21 protein-coding genes and 1 pseudogene are annotated in these 23,902 nt (G+C 34.1%); 11 read left to right on the forward strand and 11 right to left on the reverse strand.

Features of this window, described 5'->3' with window-relative positions:
* Positions 1-80 precede the first annotated feature (80 nt).
* Positions 81-1,445: a sodium-dependent transporter gene (locus FYJ80_RS06660; RefSeq protein WP_154425427.1), complete on the reverse strand. Its 1,365-nt coding sequence runs from the start codon at positions 1,443-1,445 to the stop codon at positions 81-83.
* A gap of 189 nt (positions 1,446-1,634) precedes the next feature.
* Between FYJ80_RS06660 and FYJ80_RS06665 the strand changes: the two genes are divergently transcribed.
* Positions 1,635-1,808, forward strand: coding sequence for a hypothetical protein (locus FYJ80_RS06665; protein ID WP_154425428.1), 174 nt, complete (start codon positions 1,635-1,637; stop codon positions 1,806-1,808).
* Here FYJ80_RS06665 and FYJ80_RS06670 read toward each other — a convergent pair.
* Both FYJ80_RS06670 and guaA read right to left on the reverse strand, forming a co-directional pair.
* A complete protein-coding gene (locus FYJ80_RS06670; protein ID WP_154425429.1) occupies positions 1,805-2,782 on the reverse strand; it encodes a gamma-glutamyl-gamma-aminobutyrate hydrolase family protein in 978 nt (325 codons plus the stop codon). The genes FYJ80_RS06665 and FYJ80_RS06670 overlap by 4 nt on opposite strands.
* 784 nt (positions 2,783-3,566) lie before the next feature.
* Positions 3,567-4,574: pseudogene (gene guaA / locus FYJ80_RS06675) on the reverse strand (glutamine-hydrolyzing GMP synthase); the annotation flags it as partial.
* Between the two features lie 77 nt (positions 4,575-4,651).
* On the opposite strand from guaA, the gene FYJ80_RS06680 reads away from it, so the two are divergent.
* The gene (locus FYJ80_RS06680; protein WP_154425431.1) at positions 4,652-5,050 is read left to right on the forward strand and encodes a C-GCAxxG-C-C family (seleno)protein; all 399 of its coding nucleotides are present in this window, start codon (positions 4,652-4,654) and stop codon (positions 5,048-5,050) included.
* Here FYJ80_RS06680 and FYJ80_RS06685 read toward each other — a convergent pair.
* Positions 5,031-5,717 carry a GNAT family N-acetyltransferase gene (locus tag FYJ80_RS06685; RefSeq protein WP_154425432.1) on the reverse strand — a complete coding sequence of 229 codons (687 nt, stop codon included), beginning with the start codon at positions 5,715-5,717 and terminating at the stop codon, positions 5,031-5,033. The genes FYJ80_RS06680 and FYJ80_RS06685 overlap by 20 nt on opposite strands.
* A gap of 50 nt (positions 5,718-5,767) precedes the next feature.
* Between FYJ80_RS06685 and trmD the strand changes: the two genes are divergently transcribed.
* The 9 genes from trmD to FYJ80_RS06730 all read left to right on the forward strand — a co-directional run bounded on the left by trmD (position 5,768) and on the right by FYJ80_RS06730 (position 18,161).
* A complete protein-coding gene (trmD, locus tag FYJ80_RS06690; protein WP_154425433.1) occupies positions 5,768-6,472 on the forward strand; it encodes a tRNA (guanosine(37)-N1)-methyltransferase TrmD in 705 nt (234 codons plus the stop codon).
* 32 nt (positions 6,473-6,504) lie between these two features.
* Positions 6,505-8,007 carry a DUF3375 family protein gene (locus FYJ80_RS06695; RefSeq protein ID WP_154425434.1) on the forward strand — a complete coding sequence of 501 codons (1,503 nt, stop codon included), beginning with the start codon at positions 6,505-6,507 and terminating at the stop codon, positions 8,005-8,007.
* 11 nt (positions 8,008-8,018) lie between these two features.
* On the forward strand, positions 8,019-8,645 hold the full coding sequence (locus tag FYJ80_RS06700) for a DUF4194 domain-containing protein (protein ID WP_154425435.1): 627 nt from the start codon (positions 8,019-8,021) through the stop codon (positions 8,643-8,645).
* On the forward strand, positions 8,638-11,970 hold the full coding sequence (locus FYJ80_RS06705) for an ATP-binding protein (protein WP_206361002.1): 3,333 nt from the start codon (positions 8,638-8,640) through the stop codon (positions 11,968-11,970). Before FYJ80_RS06700 ends, FYJ80_RS06705 begins: the two co-directional genes overlap by 8 nt.
* Positions 11,957-13,126 (forward strand): DUF3322 and DUF2220 domain-containing protein, encoded by a 1,170-nt coding sequence (locus FYJ80_RS06710; RefSeq protein ID WP_154425437.1) that lies wholly within the window; start codon positions 11,957-11,959, stop codon positions 13,124-13,126. Before FYJ80_RS06705 ends, FYJ80_RS06710 begins: the two co-directional genes overlap by 14 nt.
* 100 nt (positions 13,127-13,226) lie before the next feature.
* Positions 13,227-13,436 (forward strand): 30S ribosomal protein S21, encoded by a 210-nt coding sequence (gene rpsU, locus FYJ80_RS06715; RefSeq protein ID WP_154425438.1) that lies wholly within the window; start codon positions 13,227-13,229, stop codon positions 13,434-13,436.
* A 166-nt stretch (positions 13,437-13,602) separates the two neighbouring features.
* Positions 13,603-14,409, forward strand: a complete 807-nt coding sequence (locus FYJ80_RS06720; RefSeq protein WP_154425439.1) for a TIGR02452 family protein — start codon at positions 13,603-13,605, stop codon at positions 14,407-14,409.
* 41 nt (positions 14,410-14,450) lie between these two features.
* The gene (locus tag FYJ80_RS06725) at positions 14,451-15,830 is read left to right on the forward strand and encodes a DUF2130 domain-containing protein (RefSeq protein ID WP_154425440.1); all 1,380 of its coding nucleotides are present in this window, start codon (positions 14,451-14,453) and stop codon (positions 15,828-15,830) included.
* A gap of 105 nt (positions 15,831-15,935) precedes the next feature.
* Positions 15,936-18,161: a glycoside hydrolase family 2 protein gene (locus FYJ80_RS06730; protein WP_154425441.1), complete on the forward strand. Its 2,226-nt coding sequence runs from the start codon at positions 15,936-15,938 to the stop codon at positions 18,159-18,161.
* A 412-nt stretch (positions 18,162-18,573) separates the two neighbouring features.
* Here the strand turns inward: FYJ80_RS06730 and FYJ80_RS06735 are convergent, their stop codons facing one another.
* The 7 genes from FYJ80_RS06735 to FYJ80_RS12255 form a co-directional block, all read right to left on the reverse strand.
* Positions 18,574-18,858, reverse strand: a complete 285-nt coding sequence (locus FYJ80_RS06735) for a PD-(D/E)XK nuclease domain-containing protein (protein ID WP_154425442.1) — start codon at positions 18,856-18,858, stop codon at positions 18,574-18,576.
* Positions 18,846-20,123: an AAA family ATPase gene (locus FYJ80_RS06740; protein ID WP_154425443.1), complete on the reverse strand. Its 1,278-nt coding sequence runs from the start codon at positions 20,121-20,123 to the stop codon at positions 18,846-18,848. The genes FYJ80_RS06735 and FYJ80_RS06740 overlap by 13 nt, the downstream gene beginning before the upstream one ends.
* Before the next feature lie 419 nt (positions 20,124-20,542).
* Positions 20,543-20,683 carry a hypothetical protein gene (locus FYJ80_RS06745; RefSeq protein ID WP_154425444.1) on the reverse strand — a complete coding sequence of 47 codons (141 nt, stop codon included), beginning with the start codon at positions 20,681-20,683 and terminating at the stop codon, positions 20,543-20,545.
* Between the two features lie 7 nt (positions 20,684-20,690).
* The gene (locus FYJ80_RS06750; protein WP_206361003.1) at positions 20,691-21,248 is read right to left on the reverse strand and encodes an HdeD family acid-resistance protein; all 558 of its coding nucleotides are present in this window, start codon (positions 21,246-21,248) and stop codon (positions 20,691-20,693) included.
* A 169-nt stretch (positions 21,249-21,417) separates the two neighbouring features.
* A complete protein-coding gene (locus tag FYJ80_RS06755; protein ID WP_206361004.1) occupies positions 21,418-22,092 on the reverse strand; it encodes a GTP pyrophosphokinase in 675 nt (224 codons plus the stop codon).
* 120 nt (positions 22,093-22,212) lie between these two features.
* Entirely contained in the window at positions 22,213-23,370 is a 1,158-nt protein-coding gene (gene metK, locus FYJ80_RS06760) for a methionine adenosyltransferase (protein WP_456236611.1), read from the reverse strand.
* Entirely contained in the window at positions 23,358-23,852 is a 495-nt protein-coding gene (locus FYJ80_RS12255; protein ID WP_154425447.1) for an SPASM domain-containing protein, read from the reverse strand. Before FYJ80_RS12255 ends, metK begins: the two co-directional genes overlap by 13 nt.
* Between the last annotated feature and the right edge of the window lie 50 nt (positions 23,853-23,902).

Raw genomic sequence — 23,902 nt, forward strand, 5'->3', positions numbered from 1 at the left:
CTATAAATAAACATTATCTAATACTTTTGCAACACTAAAAAATTAAGAGGATAAAACTATGCCATCCCCTTAACTATACCTTACATATGGATTATTCCAAATGTATTTAAAATACTACTAATTAAAATAATAATTGAAAAAATCGGACATAAATACTTAATCATAAAAGCAAATATCTTCTTTTGTTTGAATGCTTTATTGTTTAAGCAAACTTCTTTTTCAATTTTTTTAATACCAATTACATAGGTTGTCAAAATACAAATTAAGATAGCAGAAATAGGCATCATAATTGAATTTGTTATAAAATCAAAAAAATCCAAAAATTGCATACCAAGCATTTTGATATTGCTTAGAGGGCCATAGCAAAGAGCAGATAGAGTTCCCAATATTATCGTAATAATACCAGTAATTATTGTTGCTTTATGCCTCGAAGTTTTTAATTCATCAGTAATAGTTGCTACTACACTCTCTGTTAATGCAATTGAACTTGTTAATGCAGCAAATAGGACTAAAACAAAGAATAAAATACCAATGATATTACCAAATCCCATGCTATCAAAAACCTTTGGAATAGTAATAAACATTAGAGATGGTCCTGCTTGAAGCTTTTCAGCATCTCCGCCTGAAAATGCAAATACAGCTGGAATAATCATTAAGCCCGCAATAATTGCAATTAAGGTATCAAATATTTCCACCTGCTTTGTTGATTCTTCAATCGAGGTATCATCCTTTATATATGAACCATAAGTAATTAATATACCCATAGCAATAGAAAGAGAATAAAACATTTGTCCCATTGCAGCTACAATTGTCATTAATGAGAAATTCTTAAAGTTTGGAATTAACAAATACTTAACACCTTCTATTGCCCCAGGTCTAGTAACAGAGTAAATCATTATTAAAATTGATAAAACAACCAATATTGGCATCATTATCCTTGATACCTTTTCAACACCATTCTTAACTCCGTTAAATACAATAAACAAAGTAATTAATGCAAAGAAAATAAAGTATATTTCACATGATAATCCATTTGAAATAAATGAGCCAAAGTATCCATCATCAGCAAGAGTTGAACCATTTTGAAAGAGGTATTCCATTAAATACTTTAGCACCCATCCTCCAATTACAGAGTAATATGGAACAATTAACAATGGAATAATAACATTGATCCAACCACCAACTTTAAGCCACTTTGCATTTCCAAAGGTCTTAAATGCACCCACAGGGCTCTTTTTGGTCATTCTTCCAATTGATGTTTCTGCTATCACCATAGAAAAACCAAATGTTAATACAAGTAAAATATAAATAATCAAAAACATTCCACCGCCGTATTTTGCAGCAAGATATGGAAAACGCCAAATATTACCAAGACCAACAGATGCACCAGCAGCTGCAAGTACAAATCCTATCTTTCCAGAGAAAGATCCTCTTTCAGAACTCATAGTCTACCTCTTTTGTTATTTTTTAAACAAACAAGATAATAATAACTCGAAATTTTACATAATACGATAGTAAATGTTAATGTTTTGACTAAATCCTTATTTATACCTTTCAGTTCACATCAAGTGAAGTACGAAGTGAAGTGATGTGTAGATTTACTTCACTTTACTTCACTTCATTTTATTTCTGTAATGATACAGGAAAAAAATATAGTTTTTCCACTATTAGGGTCAGTGAAATTACATGCAGCACCAATTTGCACTCTACTTGGAAAACTATTACTTCCTCAAATCGATATTCTTCCAATATTCTGGGGAATTTTAGGAAGCTTAAGTATTATTGTAGCTGGATTAATAATTAGCTAAAGCAACTTTCCTATTTCTTTAAAGATAATTGCAGCATCCTCTTGGCTTAAGAAATCATCTTTATTTGGATAATCTTCTAAGTGTTTTACATACGATGCTTCTGGGTGAAATTGAAAACCAAATGCAAAATCCTTATCACTTCTTTCAATTATTTCAACTGTAGTAATTCCATTTACATCGGTGTAACCAGCAAGAATTAAATTTGTACAATCCAAATCTGTTAATACTTGATGATGCCATGATGGAACATTATTTAAAGTATCTCTATCAAAGATTTCCTTAACTTTAGTATCATCAATTAATTTAACATCATGAGGAGCATAATCACGATAAGAATCAACAGATGCTATATCATTTCTATGTTCAGCGTTATATTCAACATTTTGTTCATTAAAATAAACTTTTAGGTCTTGAATAATACCAGCACCCGATACTACTCCTAACATTTGAGAACCTCGACAAAAACCTATTACAGGGATATTATTATCAAGACAATAAGACATTAATAAGTAGTCAGAGACATCACGAGTTGCATTATAGTCCTTTTCTTCTTCAATTCCATGCCAAGGTTCTGGGGTCTTTAACAGAGTAGGAGCAATATCTTCTCCTCCTGTAAAAATTATTGCTTTAAAGTTATTCTTGTTGATTACTTCTTCAATATTTGAGTTCCTGTATACTTCACTTTTTATTAGTTCTGCATACTTACTAAGTAAAATACCATTTTCGTCTATACAAGATTCACTAACATTACAATCATCATATAAAAGACTATAATCAACAACCTGATCAACCATAACATATGGAATATTTAAATTATCTAAGGTTTTTGTAATATTTGTATAAAACTCAGAATCTGTATCACTTCTCCATGCAATACCTATTAAGCCAGCACTATCAACGCTTTTATTAGTTGCACATGAAATTAATAGTGCAAATATTATAAAGATTAAAAGTAGTTTTTTTAAAGCTTTCATCCCTACTCCTCCAATTTTTTCTAATATACCTAATAATATGTTGCATAACTGTTGTAGTATAGATTTATTAAAAACTATTAATTATTTTCCTTTGGTTCTTCTATAAGATTTGAAATATTTTCTTTTAGTAGTTCTAATGCCCTATTTGCATCTGACTTTTTATCAAATGTTAAGTTATTAGAATAATCTGTACCACATCGCACGTGCAAAATGAAAACTGGAATTTGACCTGCACAACAACCTTTAATTGATAGTCTACTTTTTCTAACCCAAGCTCCATCAATTGCTGAAATAGAAATGTACTTAGCACCAGTTGGGAAAGAAAGGAAACAAAGTGCCTTCTTACTAAACCTGTAGCTACCTATTTTTAAAGTAGATTTATAATTTGCTTTTTAAATCCTCTTTAAATTCATTTCCATATAAAACCTTAAATACCATAGCTAATCCACCTTTTAATCTAGTATAATATTAATACCCATTTCTTTAGCCTTAGCCTTTAGCTCATCAAGATTTATTTTACCTTCACTGATTTGAAGACTAACATATTTTGTCTTTATTCTCTATTTTTTACCCTATACCCACACCAAATAGCGAATGGCCGATACATTTTTCTATTGTATTTTTTGATAAAGGTTTAGGATATGCCATACATTACTCTCTTATTAAATCAAAATAATAATTAGAATCTATATAACTATACATCAGTTTATTCTTTTACACATTTTTTATAAAAAAAAGTGACTTGCAGTTTCTTCTTTTAAGCACCTGCAAGTCATTTTGAATTTTATTCAAACTCAATAGTTCCTGTTGGTTTTGGAGTAAAGTCATATAAGACTCTGTTAACACCCTTAACCTCAGTAGTAATTCTTTTTACAATATGTTGCATTAAAGCAAATGGTATATTCTCAACCTCTGCAGTCATTGCATCAGAAGTATTAACAGCACGAATAATAACAGACCATTCGAAAGATCTCTTACCATCTTTAACTCCAGTTGATTTAAAATCTGGAACAACTGTGAAATATTGCCATACCTTTCCTTCTAAACCATTCTTTGCAAATTCCTCTCTTAGAATTGCATCTGATTCCCTAACTGCCTCTAGTCTGTCCCTAGTAATAGCACCAGGACATCTTACTCCAAGACCAGGGCCTGGGAATGGCTGTCTGAATACCATGTTATCAGGAAGACCTAAAGCCTTACCAACTACTCTAACTTCGTCCTTAAAAAGAATCTTAACAGGTTCAACTAGCTCAAATTTCATATCCTCAGGAAGACCACCAGCGTTATGGTGTGCTTTAATTCCATGCTCACTCTCTAAAATATCTGGCCAAATAGTACCTTGAGCTAGGAATTCAATTCCATCAAGCTTTCTTGCTTCCTCAGCAAATACTTCGATAAACTCACCACCAATTATCTTTCTCTTTGTTTCAGGATCTGTAACATCCTTAAGCTTATCTAAGAATCTATCTGTCGCATCAACATAAATTAGGTTAGCATTCATCTGGTTTCTAAAAACCTCAATAACCTGCTCAGGTTCTCCTTTACGAAGAAGTCCATGGTTAACATGAACACAAACAAGCTGCTGACCAATAGCTTTTATTAAAAGTGCAGCTACAACAGATGAATCAACACCACCAGAGAGAGCAAGAAGAACCTTCTTATCCTTTACCTGTTCTCTAAGAGCAGCAACCTGATCTGCGATAAATTGATTTGCAAGCTCAGTAGTTGTGATTCTAACCATATCATCTGGTCTTCTATCAAATACCATCTTTATCTCCTTCCCATTTAGTTTATGGCATACTTCAAAAGTATCAGAAAAATATAAATCTTATCCATAGCTTAATAATCTTTTTGTGTTATTATTCTCCTATGCTAAAAGAAAAAGTACCATCATATTATTTTGATAAAGATCAAAACTGTGCAGAAACATTATTACATGTAATTAATGACGAATATAATTTGGGGCTTAAGGAAGAGGATTTTCTACTAGTTGGAGGCTTTGGCGGAGGCTGTGGCTGTGGAATTACCTGTGGAGCTCTATCAGCTTCTATAGCAGCCTTAGGAAAAATGTTTATTAAGGAAAGAGCACATGCTACTGAAGGCTTTATCCCAATGTGTGGAGAATTCGTTGAAGAATTTAAAGCATCTCTCTCCTCTAGCGATTGCTCTATCCTAAAGGCTAAGAACTTTGAAGAGGGAAAGAGATGTATAAAAACAGTTAACCAAGCATGTGACTTGTTTGAAAACTTTATAAAAGAACGCTCTTAAGCTTTTCCTTTAATTGTAAGTAGCGCTGGTACTTTTCTTCCTTAGAAAAGTGCTCAGCTCTGCTTTCGAGAACACATGAGGAGTAATCAAGAGCTTTATCCTTAAATTGCTCAGAAGTAAGATCAAAGACTACATCACCTACCTTATTAAAGCAGTGATGTGAACCATCCTTTAATACTATACCGTTAACCTCTCCTCCAAATATATCTTGAGCTAAAAAGGCAGTAATTGAACACTGTCCTAATGTGGGATTATCAACACTCCAATCATCTCTCATTCTAGGAGCACAGGTTTCCTTAGACCAGCATTTTGTTAATAGATCATAGAGATGTCTTTGATTCCTGATATTCTCATCATTAGCTTTAACACTCTCACCTCTCCAACCATAAAATGAATATGCTCTAATATCACAATACTCTTTAGGATTTTTATCAAAAACCTTTCTTACATATGAGCATATTGGATTAACCTTAGCATTATTTCTCTTTGCTTCCTCAAGAGCGCAATCTAATAATCTTTTTGCAATACCTTGTCCACCGTAAGAAGGATCAACAAATGTATGATCAAAGGACCAAATATCATCATTTATTTTATAATCACACTCACCTATTAGCTTTTCACCATCTTTAGCAATACTTCTATTGTTTTCTATCAATATTTCAATCATGAATTAAGAATACTGGTTAATTACCTTATTTTGCAATAATATAAATTGTTATGAAAATCACTATACTAACAATGTTTCCTGAAGTATTTAATTCAATTAATTCTTATCCACTGATAGCAAGAGCAATAAATAGAGGAAATCTTGAATTAAAGATTGTTGATATAAAGGATTATGCAGGAGGCTCCTTTAGACATATAGATGATTCACCTTGTGGAGGTGGTATTGGAATGATATTAAGAATAGATACTCTAATGAGAGCTCTAAATGCTTCAACTAATGAGAAATCATATAAGATACTACTTTCTCCAAAAGGAAGTGTATATAACCAAAAGAAGGCTCGTGAGCTATCTAAAATGGATGATATTGTTTTAGTATGTGGTCACTATGAGGGTGTTGATAAGCGTTTTGAAAGCCATGTTGATGAGCTACTTAGCATTGGGGACTATATTTTAAGCGGAGGAGAAATTCCTGCTCTTTGTATTCTTGATTCAATTTCTCGTCTACTTGGTACAATTAGGGATGGAGCAACAGAAGATGAAAGCCATGAAAATGGACTTCTTGAGTATCCTCAATATACAAAGCCTGTAGATTATTTTGGTGATAAGGTTCCTCCAATACTACTTTCAGGAAACCATCAAGCAATTGATAGATGGAGGCATAAGGAAGCCTTAAAGGAAACTAAAAAATATCGCCCTGATATGTTTGAAAGATATAAGCTATCTGATGAAGAAAAGAAAATGCTTGAAGAAGAGTAATCTATTGCTAAAATAATTAAAGAGGATTAATTGTGGCCGTTTTATCACCTATCAAGCTAGGGCAAATATTAAATGATGAAGCAGGAATAAGACTATTGAGAGCACGCTCAGCTCCAATAGTTATATCCTTTTTGTACAATACATTTAGAAAAAATAATACCCAAGAAATACCATATGAAGTATTTCGTTTAGCCTTAGAAGATTTTTTAACTGAACATGTATCAGAGGAAGAAACAATAGAAAGCGATATTGATGAAGAAAACATACAATTAATGGATATTGCTTCAAGAGTAAAGACATATGCAGAAGATTGGTTTAGTGAAGAGAAAAGATATATTTTTCGTTACTATAACCAAAACAAGGAAGAGATGATTAGGCCATCACCTTCCTTAATTCGTGTTTTTTCTTACATTGATAATATTATAGAATCAGACTTCATCAGTACAGATAGTTCTTTTAACTTCATACTCACACAACTTAGAACTCTAAGTGAAAACATGAATAAAGATCCTGAATCAAAAATAAGAGAACTCAAGGAGAAAATAAAAGAACTTGAAACTGAAATTTTAGAAATTGAGACAACTGGTAAGGTAAAAACCTATGATAATAGAAGAATAATTGAGTATCTAACAGATTTAAAGCGAAAGAGTCGTGATATGCTTGGTGAATTTTCACAAGTTGAGGAAAACTTTAAAGAAATAATGACTCAAATTGCTAAAAAACAAGCAAGTGAGGACATCTCAAAGCGTATGCTTCTCGGATACTCATTAGATCTCTATAGAGAATTAAATAATTCTCCTCAAGGACAATCTTTCAATGGTTTTTGGGGATACATATCTACAAACAGTGAAGACGAGATCACCGCTTTGTCAGAAGAAATAATATCAACGATAATAGAAAACAATATTGATTATGATGCCTCATTCTTACTAAATCTGCGTTCCTCTCTATTTGCTGCAGGTAATAGAGTTGTTGAAAAGAACCATATTCTAACAGATAGGATGAACCGTGTCATGGCACAAACGAATCGTACTGATAGAAAAGGTCTTGATGCTTTATATGCAAAAATAAAATCTAAGAATGCTGAAATTCTATCAAATGGAAGTGATTTCAATGATAATAATTTTATATTCATTGATGATATTAAAGCTTCACTATCATTTCCTTTATCAAAACCTCTAAGAGCAGAGACCGAGGAAAGAACTACTTCTACTATTTTATTTGAAGAAAAAAAGGATATCCTTTCACAAATTCGTGCTCTTGCTTCAGAGTTTAAAGTAGATGAAAAAAAACTTCGCGATAATATTTTTTCCTTTTCACAAGAAAATAAAATAAAGACATTTACGTTAAAAGAGCTAACAGATAGATATCCTATTACAAAAGGATTAGAAGAAATTGTAAGCTATATATCAGTGTTTAGAGATTACTGCACAAGTGTTGATATTTCTGATACTTCAACCGAAGAAATAAAATATTTATGGAATAGTGATAAATATTTTTGTGTAACCCTTCCAACTATTACAATTCACATCTAGAGGAATAAAATATGGTAAATACAGTTCAAGAATGGTCTAAGGCAGCGATATTACTACTTAAAGGTCCTGTTTATGAAAATGATGATAGAAAAACCTGGGCTATACTTCTTCGATGCAGAGAAAATATAAATAACTATTTTAGGGTAATAGGTCTTCATGTATTAATCGAAGAAGAAGATGGATATGCCTATCTTGAGCAAATAAAAGATAGTGTTGAAAAAGGTATGGAAAGTGAAGAAGAAGTAAATGACACACTTCCTCGCTTAATTAGGAAGGTCCCGTTTTCCTATAAAATGTCTATGCTTTTGGTACTATTAAGGCAGGAAATGGATAAATTTATATCGTCTAGAAATGAGTCAATCTACCCAATATTACATAAAAGTGAAATTATGGGCTTGGTAAAATCATATACTAAAGAAGCAACTGACCAAACAAAGTTTAATAATGATGTTGATAGTATGATAAATAAGCTTGTTGAACTCACATATCTTAAACCTAAAGAAAAGCTTCTTTCTTCAAAGATTTCTGATGAAGCAGAATTTGAGTTAAGCCCTATAATCAAAAGCAAAATAAATGCGAATGTAATGAAAGAAATGTTAGAAAAGCTTGATAAAAATGAGGGGGAAGAAAATGAGTAATTTATTTTCAGATGATTCATCTGGATACAGGCTCAAAGCTCTACAAATACTAAACTGGGGTGTATTTGACAAAACTGTAAAAACCTTGGTTTTTGATGATAAGTCAACAATACTAACAGGATATAATGGAACCGGTAAAACAACCGTTGTTGATGCTATTTTAACTCTTTTAATTCCTTCCAATCTGAGGTGGTATAATCTTTCATCTGATTCTGTAAAAAAGAGAGAAAGAGATGTTGAAAACTATGTTCGTGGAGCATATGGGAATAGTGGCGATGGAACTACTAATTACCTAAGAGATAAAAATACTCTTAGTATTATTAATGGAATATTTGAAGATCCTTCAGAAGATAAAGTATTATCTCTTTTACAGGTTAGGTATTTCATCTCTGATAGGCTTGATACTAAGTATGCAATTAGCGATAAAGAATTAACAATTGAAGAAATAAATCGTGTATTCACTAAATCTAAAACAAATATATCATCAGATGGAAAATGGAGAAAGGAATTAGCTCAAAATGTAGGAACAAGATTTTTTGAATCATTCTCTTCTTATAAAACTTATTTTATGGATAAGTTTGGTTTTCGTTCTGATAATGCATTAAAACTCTTTGCACAAACAGTTGGTATGAAGGTACTAGGTGATATCACATCATTTGTTAGAAGTAATATGCTTGAAGATAAATCTCCAAATAAAGAGTTTACAGAACTTGATGAAGAATTTAATAAGTTGATTATGATTGAGCAAGATATAAAAAAGAGTATGCTCAAGCTTGAAAGACTTGAAAAAATTAATCACTCTGGTGAGGTTTGGAATAAATCACGTACTTTGAAAGAGCAATATGAAAGCAAAATAAAGGGAGAAGATATTTGGTTTATTGAAAGTGCAGTTGAGCTGGGAAGAAAAGAATTAAAGGAAAATGAAATAGAGAAATCAAAGGCTCTAAATAGAGCAGAAGATAATAAATGTGAATTAGAGCTATGCATGGAAAAGATTTATTCTTTAAAATCTGATCAAGCAACTACTATTCTTTCAGAATATGAATCCCAAATAAAAGAATATGAAAATACTCTTAAGGAAATTTCTATTAAACATGACAGCTATAAAGCATTAGTTGAAAAACTACTTGCAAATGGTGTGGAAATTCAATTTGCTGAAAGTCAGGATGAATTTTATGTTACCAAAGAAAATATTAAATTATTAAAAGAACAAGTTGAATCAAATAATGCAAAGACTGAAATATTAAAAATTGATTACTATCACATTATTAAAGATATTAATGAATCATTAGATTTAATGGAAAAGGAGCTAAGTTATCTTTCTCTTCGTGATACAAATATTCCACAACAATATGATGAGATAAGAAATAACATCAAAAAAAATACTGGGATAAAGAAATTATTCTACTTAGGTGAACTTATTTCTATTAAGGATAATAAAGATGAATTTAGTGATGCTATTATAAAAGCAGTAAATTCAAGAGCCCTACACCTTATTTGTGAAAAAAAGGAAGAAAAAACTATAATTGAATATTTGGATAAAACAAATATTGGAATAAAGCTCTCCTTAATTGTCATAGATGATTATATTTTTGAATCTAATCATCAATATAATATCTTTAATTATATAGAAATAAAGCAAAAGGATAATCCATATAAGGATTATATTACGAATTACCTTGATAGTAATTTCAATTTTGTTTTATCTAATAATATTGATGAATTTTTAATATCCTCAAATTCCATTCTTCCTTCTTGCATTTTTTCAATTAATGGAGAAAAACAAAAAGATGATAGCAAACTTGATGTTTATCTTGGATGGGATAATAAAAAACGAAGGGAAGAGCTTCAATTTCTTATTCAAGGACAATATGAAGAAAAAACTGACCTTTCTTTAAAAATAAAGGATGCTGAAAAGAAAATAAAAAAAGCACTCTCAATATGTAGTTTACTAGATCAACTAGATGAATATGATGACTGGACTAAAATAGATAAAGCACCACTTATCTCTAAAATAGAAAAAGTTAAAAACCAAAGAGATGAATTCTTATTAAAAAATAAAGATCTTGAAGAAAGAAAAAGGCAGTTGGAAAGAGAAATAGAGAGAAAAGAAATACTTCAAAATGAGCAGAGCGAGCTTCAAGGTAATATTAGAGAATTAAAAAATAAAATTGATAAGCTTACTATCGACATAGATAACTTTAATCAAAGATTAAACACTATTGATTCAGATCCTTTTTGTAAGGAAATATTTTTAGAAACTGAAAAGCTTTCAAAAATTTCATCTCTAGATGATTTATTAAGCTTACACTCTAAGCTTTCTTCTTCATATAAAGAAGAATTAATAAACCTTAGAGAGAGGGAGTTAAAAAATCGAAGTCAATTAGAACGTTTAATGGTAGATTTTATCTCTCCTGCAATAAAACAAGGTGAGGAACAATTAAATTGGAGTGGAGAGTATTCATATCTTATTCCTGAAGTTGATTATTTATCAGATTTTAACAAAGAGTATTATTCAATTAAAGATGATAAACTAGTTGAATTAAAACTTAAATTTGATGAGTACCTTACAATTTCTCTAAAAAATACATTTGGTACTCTAAATGAAAGAATAACAAGCTGGGATAAAGAAATCAGAAATGCTATTCGAATATTAAACAGAAATTTATTAAAGATCCCATTTGATAAAGATAATGATACTCATTTGCAACTTGAAATTAAATCATCTTATGACAAAGATTTCAAAGAGTTTGAAAATAACCTTGTAAAAGCAATTCCTAACATAAGAGATTTAGTAGAAGGTAATGAGGAAAAGAGAAAAGAAATATATAGCGGAATTAAATCCTTCTTAGATAAATATCGATTGGATGATAATTTAAGAGCAAAAGTATTAGATCTTAGAAGAAAATACATTTTCTCTGCTAAAGAGATAAATAAAGATGATTCTATAATTCAGTATTATCAAGATACAAGTTCTCTTTCTGGAGGTGAAAAAGCTAAGCTAACATACACTATTTTGGCAGCATCAATTGCATATCAATTTAACCTTGATAACTATGATGAGAATTTCAAAGGCCCATTTAGATTTGTAATTCTCGATGAAGCATTCAGCAAAAGCGATGCAAGGAATAGTGAATATGCTCTACAACTCTTCAAAGAACTTGATTTACAACTTATGGTAATTACCCCTAGAAATGGTATTAATATCGTTGAAGGATATGTATCTAGCCTACACCTTCTTGAAAAGAATGGTGATGGAAGAACTTCCTCTATTTCCAGTATGACAATAGAAGAATACAAAGAGGTAGAAGTTGCTAACACCTGATATAATCGTTCAAAAAGCAAAAAATAAATGGGGTGAGTATAAAAAGGCTTTAATTACTTCCATTATCTTAGGAAATGATTTCTCATTCTTTCCACTAATAATTAGAGGTAATACATCTTTAGATAAAAGCTTTAATAGTAATGCATCTTCTTATTCTATTTTATATAACAATAGTAAAGCTAAAGTTGGAAAAGGTTATTTAATAGAATGGGAAGATAAAACAATTAGAGGACTAGGGAATCAATCAGAAATAAAAAAAATAGTAATTCCCTCTAATGATGATTATATATATATCACTAAAAAAGAAAAGGAATATAAAGCTATTGAAACAGCTCTTTATACTCTTATTCCTTTATTTGAGAAACATTCAAATAAAGGGGCCTTTATTTCTTGGGCTCTTTCAAATTTAAAAGAAATTGACGATAACACAATAGACTGGAAGGGTATAAATAAAGTGTTATCTTGGTTTTTAGCAAATAAAAACTCAAACATGTACTACCTTCGAGAGCTTCCAATAGAAGTTCATACTAAGTTTATAGAGAATAATAGTAATATCCTTATCTCGCTTTATAGCTCATTACTTAATAAGGATTTAAAAGGTTTAAGGATTGAAGAAGTCTTTAATGTTAAAAGAAAACCTATCTTAATTAGACTTAAACTAAAACATAAATTATTCGAAGAAATTGCTTTACCTCTTTCATCATTAAAAGTACTAGATAAAGCTTATGATTTATCACAAATTGAAAGAATATTCATAATTGAGAATGAATCAGTATACCTTTCTTTTCCAATAAAAGATAAAGATCTTTGTATATTTGGAGGTGGATTTCAAGTCAAAATTCTAGATATTCCATGGTTTAAAGAAAAGGATATTTATTACTTCGGTGATTTGGATGAGCATGGTCTTGAAATATTATCAATAGCACGGTCTATTTATCCTTCAATAAAATCAATAATGATGAATGTTGAAACATATGATAATTATTATTGCTATGCTGTAGGAGGTCCTAAGGCTACATGTTTTGATAATTTAAATAGTGAGGAGTTAAAATTACTTCAAAAATTAAGACAAAATGAACCAGAACACAACAGGCTTGAGCAAGAAAAAATAGATCAAGATTATATTTCAAAATTTTTGGAGACATTAACTACATAATTTTATAAAAAATATCATTTTAGGTAGTGACAAAGCTTTAAAAATTGTAGTAATCTCTTATCGATTCTTGGGCCTACGGGCAGAGGAGGTGAGATATTATATGGCATTCGTAAAAGTTGATGAAACTGAACCTATCGAGAAAGCGATTAAGCGTTTCAAGAGAATGGTAGAGAAAGAAGGCGTTATCAGAGAATACAAGATGCGCAGATACTTCGAAAAGCCATCTGCTATCCAGCACCGCAAGAATAAGGCTATGGCCAGAAAGCAGATGCTCAAGAATAAGAAGATGCATGCTTCTAAGGCATATTAAGCCTTACTCTATTTTGGGTCCTCGTTTATCGGGGACTTTTTTTTTACTCTATCAGGTTCAACGGGTAAGATCTCAGTCCTACGACACCCTGGGACATTTAATAATTTAATCTTTTAAAATAGAAAAAATACTGTCTATAGCTATTAAAACAAACTATGATAAATCTATGAATAGACATCAAAGAGTTGAAGTATTTAATAGTACAATTAGAAAGATAAGTACAGACAAAGGTCTTAAGGAATCACTTATTTATTCAATAAAAGAGCAAAAGGTTATAAAGGATTTCATTCCACTTGATAGTCTTCCATCACCAAATAAATCAGGTATCATTAGACTCTCAAGAGATAGATCCTTTCAAGCAGCATGTCGTCATAGTGATAAGTATGTTGCAACCTTAAACTTTGCATCATGGACTAATCCTGGAGGTGGTGTCGAAAGTGGCTCAGCTGCCCAAGAGGAATCACTATGTAGGATATCAACTCTCTTTCCAGCACTAAATGATGAAAGGATGATGAAGGAGTTTTACTATCCTCATAGAGCATCCTCTTTAAAGGGTATATATAATGATGATGTTATATACACTCCAGATGTCACAATATTTCGTGAAGACGATGATAATATGAATTTTTTAACTCCTGATAAATGGACAAGGAGTGATGTAATTACCTGTGCTGCACCAAATCTTTTAGCAATAAAGAGCTTAGAGCTAATAGATTTAGAAAGTATTTTCCGAAATAGATTTTCTAAAGTTTTATCAATTTCTTACCAAAATAATGCTTCCTGTGTTGTTTTAGGAGCCTTTGGATGTGGAGTTTTTGGTAATGATCCCCACTTAGTTGCAAAGGCAACAGTTGATGTACTATCAAAATTTAGAGCTTACTTTGATATAATTGAGGTTCCAGTTTTTTGTGGTGCGGATACTTCAAACTACGATGCATTTGAAAAAGTATTTTCTGCTTTTGATATTTTATAGTTTCATTCTATTTATTAAGTACAGGAAGAGGAGAAAAAAATATGTCAAAGATTACTTGTCCAAATTGTGGTACTACTATAGAGCTCGATGGAGCTACCTATGCAAACATTGTAAACCAGGTTAGAAGTGAAGAATTTAAAGCCGATGTAAGAGAAGCTGAAGAAAGAATTAAGGCTCAAAGCGATGCAGAAAAACAATCAACACTCTCTAAAGCTAAGGAGGAGTTTTCAAAAGCTCTTAGAGAGAAGGAAGATGAAATAGCTAAATTAAATCAAAAGCTATCAGAGACTACTCATCAATCTGAATTAAAGCTTCAGGATGCGCAAAACAATATAAAGCTAGCAGAGAGTAATCTTGATAGTGAAATCGCAAATAGAAAGGAGCTTATTGAGGCTGCTGTACAAAAGGCATTATCTGAAAAGGAAAGTGAAATTATAAAGCTTCAAAGCTCACTTGAAAGTAAGCAGCTTGAAAAGGAGCTTGCAGTTAATGAGGCTGTAAAGAAATTACAGGAAGAGCTAGCTCAAAACAACACAACTATCGTCCAGCTTACAGGCTCTTTAGAGGCTAAGAAATCAGAGATGGAGCTTGCCTTAAAGACAAAAGAAGAAAACCTAAATGCAATTATTAATCTTAAAAATGAAGAAATTGAACGCCTAAAGGACTTTAAAGCAAAGCAATCTACAAAGGCTGTTGGAGAGTCCTTAGAGATTTATTGCATGAACCAGTTTAATAAAATACGCTCCTATACCTTTCCTGGTGCATATTTTGAAAAGGATAATGATTCTAAAAGTGGAAGTAAGGGAGATTTTATCTTCCGTGATTACATAGATGGAGAGGAATATATCTCTATTATGTTTGAAATGAAGAATGAGGTTGATACAACAGCTACAAAGCATAAAAATGAAGACTTCTTTAAGGAACTTGATAAGGATAGAAAGGAAAAGAATTGCGAATACGCAATCCTAGTTTCTCTTCTAGAAGCTGATAACGATCTATATAACGATGGTATTGTTGATGTATCCTACCGCTATGATAAGATGTATGTAATAAGACCTCAGTTCTTTATCCAAATTATTTGCTTACTTAGGTCTGCAGCCAGAAATTCTGCAGCATACAAAAGAGAGCTTGCAGAGATAAGAAATCAAAATATTGATATTTCAAACTTCGAATCCTCTCTAAATGACTTTAAGGAAAAATTTGGTAGGAACTATCGTCTAGCAAGTGAGAAGTTTTCTAAAGCAATAGATTCAATCGATGATACTATTAAGAAGCTTCAAAAGATAAAGGAAGATTTACTTTCATCTGAAAACAACCTCAGACTTGCAAATGATAAGGCAGAGGAATTAACAGTAAAAAAGCTAGTAAAAAACAACCCAACGATGAAAGCGTTATTTGAAGAAGCTCAAAATAATAAATAAAGTGCAAAGAGCCATGTCTAAAAAGGAAAGCCATGGCTCTTTCTTTTTAATTGACAAGCTAATTGCTTATAAATCAAGATAAAACAAAAGGATTAAAGAAAGCTAATGAGAGATAGAGCTAATATTAATAGTAATTGGCAATTTAAAAAGGATTGTGACTTAGTACCTAATACTCTTCCTAATTGGGAGACTATTAATTTACCACACACCTGGAACAACATAGATGGAATGGATGGTGGAAATGATTACTTTAGAGGAAAGGGTACATATGTAAAGGTACTCTCAAGAGAGAATCTTCCAAGTGATAAGCTAAACTACCTTGAAATAAATGGTGCATCATCATCTGCAGATGTATTCTTTAATGGAGAAAAGCTAACACACCACGATGGAGGATACTCAACCTTTAGAGCTTTACTTCCTGCAGCAATAAAGGATGAAAATATTCTTGTTATCCAGGTTGATAACTCTCCAAATGATAGAGTATATCCTCAGATGGCAGACTTTACCTTCTATGGTGGGTTATATAGAGATGTAAATATTATCTCAGTTCCAAAAGCACACTTTGACTTAGAGTACTATGGTGCTCCTGGAGTAATGGCAACACCACATGTTGAAGGATCAATAGATGTTAAGGTATTTGTAAAGGACCAAGGAGATGAGAGCATAATATATACTCTTCTTGATAAAGAGAATAATGTTGTTACTTCTCTTGAGACAAAGGCTACAGAGGTAAGCCTAGAGGTAAAGGAGCCACACCTATGGAATGGAAGAAAGGATCCTTATCTATATACACTAAGGTGTAGCTTAACAGGTGGAGATGAGATAACAACAAGAGTAGGCTTTAGAGCATTTGAGATAGATCCAGAAAGAGGGTTTATTTTAAATGGTGAGGAGTACCCATTAAGAGGAGTATCAAGACACCAGGATAGATGGGGAAAGGGAAATGCGATCTCTAGAGAGGACCATGAAGAGGATATGGCTCTAATAATGGAGGTAGGAGCTACAACAATTAGACTTGCACACTATCAGCATGACCAATATTTCTATGATTTATGTGATGAGAATGGTTTAGTTATTTGGGCTGAAATTCCATATATCTCTAGTCATCTTGAGAGCTCTAATGATAATGCAATTTCCCAAATGAAGGAGCTTATATATCAAAATTATAATCACTCTTCTATAGTTGTTTGGGGCTTATCTAATGAAATAACTATGTCTAGCGGAGAAAGTGCTGAAATTATTAGCTTTCACAAAAAGCTTAATAGCCTTGTACACAATATCGATAGCACCAGAAAAACTGTTTTAGCAGCTCTTACAACATGTCCTATTAATGCTGAATATATACATATTCCAGATGTAGTTTCCTACAACCACTACTTTGGCTGGTATGGTGGAGATATCTCAATGAATGGTCCATGGTTTGATAACTTCCATAAGAAATATCCAAATAGACCAATAGGCTGCTCAGAGTATGGGTGTGAAGCATTAAATTGGCATACCTCTAAGCCAATTCAAGGTGATTACACAGAGGAGTACCAAGCATATTATCATGAGGAGCTAATAAAGCAATTCTTCTCAAGAAAGTATCTATGGGCAACACATGTATGGAATATGTTTGACTTTGGAGCCGATGCAAGAGCTGAGGGCGGAGAGAATGGTCAAAACCATAAGGGGTTAGTAACAATAGATAGAAAGTATAAAAAGGATTCCTTCTATGCATATAAGGCATGGCTATCAAAGGAACCATTTGTACATCTTTGCTCAAAGCGCTATGTAGATAGAGTTGAGCCAAGAACTAAGGTAACTGTATATTCTAACCTTCCAGAGGTAGCACTCTATGTAAATGGAGAGCTAGTAGAGACAAAGAAGGCAGAGGACCACTTCTTCCACTTTGAAATTGAGAATAAAGGAGAGTCACACATAAGGGCAGTTGCTGGAGAATTCTCAGATGAGAGTGTTATCAAGAAGGTTGATACCTTTAATGAGTCTTATCGCTTAAAGGAAAAGGGTGCTATCCTTAACTGGTTTGATATCGAAGAAATCGAAGGTAAGCACTCATTAAATAGTAAGATAGGCGATATATTAAAAAGCTTCAGAGGAAAGCTTTGGTTTGTTAGTTTTGTTTTACTGATACTTGGTAAAATAAAGAAAAATAAGAAATCAGATAAAGCCTCATCCTCAACTAGTCCTAAAGCAAATAAGGATCTATTAAATATGATAAAAGGCTTTAGTGTACTTCGCCTTACAACAATGTTTGGAATGATTAATATATCTATTACTAAAGAAGAGCTATTAAAGCATAATAAGAAGCTAAATAAGATTAGTGTTTAATAGTATTACTTTTCCCATAGGATTATCTGTCCTATGGGTTAATTAGCTTTTAATAAATAGTCATTGTTAAGATAAAGGGCCACTTAATACCTTGCTATTGACAAGATCAAATAGCTTCGCCCTAACACTTTCATTAATAAAGTCTTGCCTACCTAAAGGATGAGATATAATGGTGCTTGTGACATTTGCAATTCTATTTAGTATGCGCTAAACTTTCCTCATCCATTTTTATTCTCCTTTATTGGTAGTGGTGCTACTTGGTCGTAAAACACTTCCATTATTGGAGAATTTTTTTGTATATCTAACCTCATGACGAGCTGGATGTATTCATATAAAAACAAAGCTTGTAAAATCTACTTATAATTACTAAATATTATAAATTATATAGGTACTACATATATCTCAAGATTTATTAAGCTTTTTCTATTTTACAAAAATGCTCCTTTGTTTTTGAATTATAACTTACGGCAACAAGTAGGAGGTTATCTTTGTACTTTACTAAAGCCTCGGGATATTTTCTTTCCTTTATTTGATTCATAGATATATCCACAGTATCGTCTTTCTTAAGCTCTATGATAATTGCTGGGATATTTTGTTTATAAGGAATGAATGCAACGTCAGCATACCCTTTTCCTGCAGGGAGCTCATTTATTAGTGAGTAGAAGGACTTAGCATAATAGTATGCTAAATGGAGCACGGACTGAAATGATCCTTCATTATTATATTTGAGTCCATATGGGCTCTAGATATTCCTTCTGCAACAGTCTCTGCATCCATTGTCCATGTAGCTTCCAATAGCTTCTTTGAGTCCTTTATAAGCTCTACTACACTCTCATAGTCAGGAGTATCTTCAAGAACATTTATCCACTCCTGTAAAAGTTCATAGTTAGGTATGAAGCAAGTCTTGTCTTTATAGTCGTACCCAAGATATCCGAGATGGATTAGAGAAGTAAATACATCATCCTTAGAGTTGATTACCCTAGAATTTGTGAATTTACTTACGTTTACAGGTATGTGCTCTCCCGAAACCATTGAAATGACATCGTTTTTTATTCCATTAAAATCTAAGATAATATAATCCTTGAGAGCTTCATAAGAACCTGTTTGTGTCCAATAGTCATCACATTTTCTTTCTTCGATTGCATTGATTACCGATTTAGGGGAATATACATCCAAGCTATCAAGGTTATATCCGTCATACCATCGTTTTAGCTCCTTAAAGTCCATTTTTACTTTTAAAGAAAGATCTTTGACTTCAGCTTCAGTGAATCCAACGAAAGGAGCCATGGTTTTTGCATTAAGCATTGTATATTCTGTGAAGTTATTAAGCTTGGACTGTGTATTCTCTTTGATGATTGGCATTATTCCAGTCAGATATGCAAGCGCTATAGCAGGAGAAGTAACACTGTTTTTGAATAGAGAGACCAAGAAGGAAAGATACCCACTGAGTTCAGAGGAATATTGCTGGTCACGAATAATTACATCATATTCGTCAATAACAAATACAAACTGGTCTTCAGTAGACGAGTATATCTGTCTAATAGCCTTTGACAGAGAAATGTCATCTAGCATCGGTACAGAAGGATATACTTTTCTTAGTTCATTAATTACTTCTTTTTCTATATATTCAGAAACAGAGAGAGGCCCTTTATTGGTCACAACATCATTCATATCTAGTTGGATTACTGTATACTTGTTGATATTTTCTTCAAAAGATGCATCCTTAGATATCTTTAGGCTAGAGAATATTTCATGAGAGTCACAGCCTTTTGTGTAATAGGCAGCTATCATATGGGCAGCCATAGTCTTTCCAAAACGGCGGGGACGTGAAACACAAATAAAGCGGTCTTTTTTGTTTAACTTAGTATTAAGAACCTTTATCAACAGTGATTTATCGACATAAAACTCATCATCGATATCAATCTCCATGTTTTTTGTTCCAGGATTTACGTATGCTCCCATATTCTTTTACTCCTAAAAAATATATTACCATACCAAGCACCAAACTTAAATATCAAAAGAACTCTTAAAACAATCCAGAAGGAAGATAGTATTAGGATGCTGAAATTATTCACTTAGAGATACAGGATGATTGTGCTGTTATAGTTTAGATTGAGAAATCGGGTATTAAATACTGCTTTCAAAACATAGCATATAATTCAATAAATGAAATATCTAAATTTTCTAAATAAGAGATCAACAGCTATATAGATGCAATGTAAGCACCCTTTCATATCAAAGCAAAAAGGCTTTGAAAAGATACTTTGATTGAGAAAAAAATGTGCCCAGTATTAATCAAGGCACATTCGGTAATTTAAAATATAATAAAGTTTTATCTTACTCTGTCAAAGAACACGGCCATCATTGTGGAATGATCGTTATTAAAATTCCGTGTAGATTTTATCCGGCAGCAGTTCCATGGGAACGGAAAGGTCAAACAGAGTGTCATACCAGATCACGGTATCCACATGGTCGACCTGCTCAATTATTACCTTCAGGGCAACTACATCCTTGTTCGGCATCGATAGCCTACGGCAGCTGGTGACGAATGATCTTAACGGCGGTCAGAATGGTGATCAGATTTAGCACACCTTCGGTTATGAGCGTCACTCCAAGTAGGATCATCACGACCTGGGCGCTTTCCGATGGGCGTAAGACCAGCAGGAAACCGGCAGCCCCTGTCAGAATTGCCACAGCGAGAATCAGCCACCACTTTTGAATGCCAAAGGCTTTGGAATCAATGGAAATCTGTATTTTGAGGAGTGCGTCTGCTAAAACACAGATGCCTATAACAATACAGATAAGATTAACCATTGTATCTGTACGGATGATCAGAATGACGCCAAGTGCCACGAGCAGAATGCCAAAGGCTAGATCAAATTGAAATGCCAGCCTGTATAAGTCTTTGGAACAATAGCCGACGATCTTTACCAAGCCGAATAGAACCATGATTCCTCCGCCGAGCCTGCATAGTAGCGTTACCGATAAATCAGGCACAGCAATCAGTACAATTCCCAATACACATAGCAGAATCGATATCATGATATAGCCAATTTTTGCGGCTTTAATCTGGTCGTTCCGTTGCACAAAAATACCTCCTTGGGTTGTCAATATTCTCATGGTTGCGTGAAAGTCACGTACCTCATAGACAATCTTTTTATATATAAAAAGTGTGATTTAGCATCGTAATTTACTACATGAGCTGACATATCAGCCAACTCTTCCGTCTATACTGCCAATCTGAATGTAGAACAGACTAAGCATTCATTTGAAAAAAAATATCTTGCAGATCAGCATCAATTGCAGACAGCAAATCTACATCATGTTTCAGACGACATTTAAGAGAATCTGACACATCGTTTTCAGTCTTGTATTTTAGGTGATGCTCTAAACTCGCCCAATAGTCCATAGCAATTGTCCGTATTTGGATCTCAACAGGAATATGTTCTGTTGTCCCCGCCAAGAAAATGGGAACTGAAACAATTAGGTGGAGACTCCGGTATCCGTTTGGCTTTGGATTAGAAATAAAGTCCTTTTTCTTAAGCAAACGAATGTCATCTTGAGAAAGGAGCAGGTCAGCGACTAGATTTACATCATTTAGGTAATTGCACACTACACGAACTCCAGCAATATCAAGAATACCCTCACGAAGGGATTGCATTTCTATGGGGTATCCTTTTCGTCTGAGCTTTTCGAGCATACTTCCTGGAGACTTCAGCCTACATTCAATATGGTGGATAGGATTGTGGCAGTGCTCTACTTGGAATCCATCATTAAGAATCTCAAGTTTGGTCCTTACTTGCTTAATTGCAGCATTGTACAACTGACGGATTGCGAAGAACTCTGTCACATCATCCACGAAAGCCTCGTCCTGTAAGAGCGCCAGATTACGCTCACTTGTCGTCATTTGCAGGATTCTTTCAAAGTCCATAATAAGTCCCCCTTTTCATTTAAAACCGACAGAACTTTGGCCCCCTTCATAACACAGATAACCGGACTGCCCAATGCAACCCTTAGGGCAATCCGGCTATTAGGATCTTCTATCACAAAATCAGATGATACCCTGCCAAAGCAGTGGCAAGTTTGTCTGTTCCCAAGGTAATTCCGCAGTATTTGAGCCAAAGTGACCATAGCTTGCGGTATGTCTGTAAAACGGTGTTCGCAAGGAAAGGCGGTCTATGATAGCAGAGGGGCGCAGGTCAACCGTATTCAGGATCAGTTCCCGGATCCGGTCTGCCGGGAGCTTTCCCGTACCAAAGGTATCTACCAGGAGGGATACTGGCTGGGCTACGCCGATGGCGTAGCTAATCTGAATCTCACACCGTTCTGCCAACCCAGCCGCAACCACGTTTTTTGCCAAGTACCGGGCCATATACGCACCGCTTCTATCAACCTTTGAGGGATCTTTACCAGAAAACGCGCCGCCGCCATGCCGAGCGTAGCCGCCGTAGGTATCCACGATCAGCTTCCTGCCCGTCAGGCCGCTGTCACCAGCGGGACCACCAATGCAGAAACGGCCTGTAGGATTGATAAAGAATTTTGTGTTCCTGTCCAGCATGCCCTCTGGGATCACCGGGTGGATGACATGGCGGAGAATATCCTCCCGCAATTGCTCCATGGACACATCCGCCTCATGCTGAGAAGAAACTACAACAGTTTCCACCCGTGCCGGGATTCCGTCCCGGTACTCCACGGTAACCTGGGCTTTCCCATCTGGCAGCAGATAGGGCAGAATTCCCTCCTGTCGCACAAAGGCAAGGCGCTTTGTCAGCGCATGGGCAAGCTCAATGGGCAGCGGCATTAGGTTTTCCGTTTCCTTGCATGCGTAACCAAACATCATGCCCTGATCTCCTGCGCCGTTTTCCATAGAATCAGTCTTCTCCACACCCATGTTGATATCGGGGGATTGCTCATGGATATCCACTGTGATTTGGCAGGTGTCTGCGTCAAAGCCATAGCCGTGCTTCACATACCCGATATCCCGAACCACCTGCCGTGCAATAGCAGCATAGTCCACACTGGCAGCCGAGGTGATCTCGCCGAAAATGTGGATCCCGTTGGGAATGGCAGTTACTTCGCAGGCTACATGTGAATGGGGATCAGTTTCCAAAAGGGCATCCAAAATGGCATCGGCAATCTGGTCACATACCTTATCTGGGTGTCCCGCTGTGACGCTTTCAGATGTAAAGAAGGTTGTCATTTTGTCGATTCTCCTTTTTTCTTTGCACAGCTGCAGCTCCACAACTCGGTGGCTGTGGAGGTCCAGTTCTTTGCGTAAGCCTCGCATTTATCGCACAGGTGATCCACCGTTTCTGGGGATTGCAGGTCTGTGGAATGAGCGCCGGTAGCTTTCACAATTTCCCGAAGCTTTTCCGGATTCTCCAGCATAGGGCAAGGACGCAAATGGTTATCGTTAAAGGGCTGTCCATCGTGATAGGCCATGAAAATAGGGCTGCGTAGCACATCTAGCAGGCTCATGTCCCGGATGTTGGCGTTGGAATAGTGGATAAACACGCATGGATCACAGTCACCGTTAGCGTTGATATGCAGATATCGTCGTCCACCGGCAATGCAGCCGCCTACATATGTCAGAGTCAGTTGAAAAAGGACAAAAAGAGTCAGTTGAAAAAGGACAAAAAGAGTCAGCTGAAAATGGACAGAAAAAGTCAAATGAAAAGGGAAAACATACAAACCATACTAAAGTGCTTTCCTTAATTATTATTGATAAAGACTTAGACCTG

It is taken from the genome of Bullifex porci (genome assembly GCF_009695635.1).
GTDB lineage: Bacteria > Spirochaetota > Spirochaetia > Sphaerochaetales > Sphaerochaetaceae > Bullifex > Bullifex porci.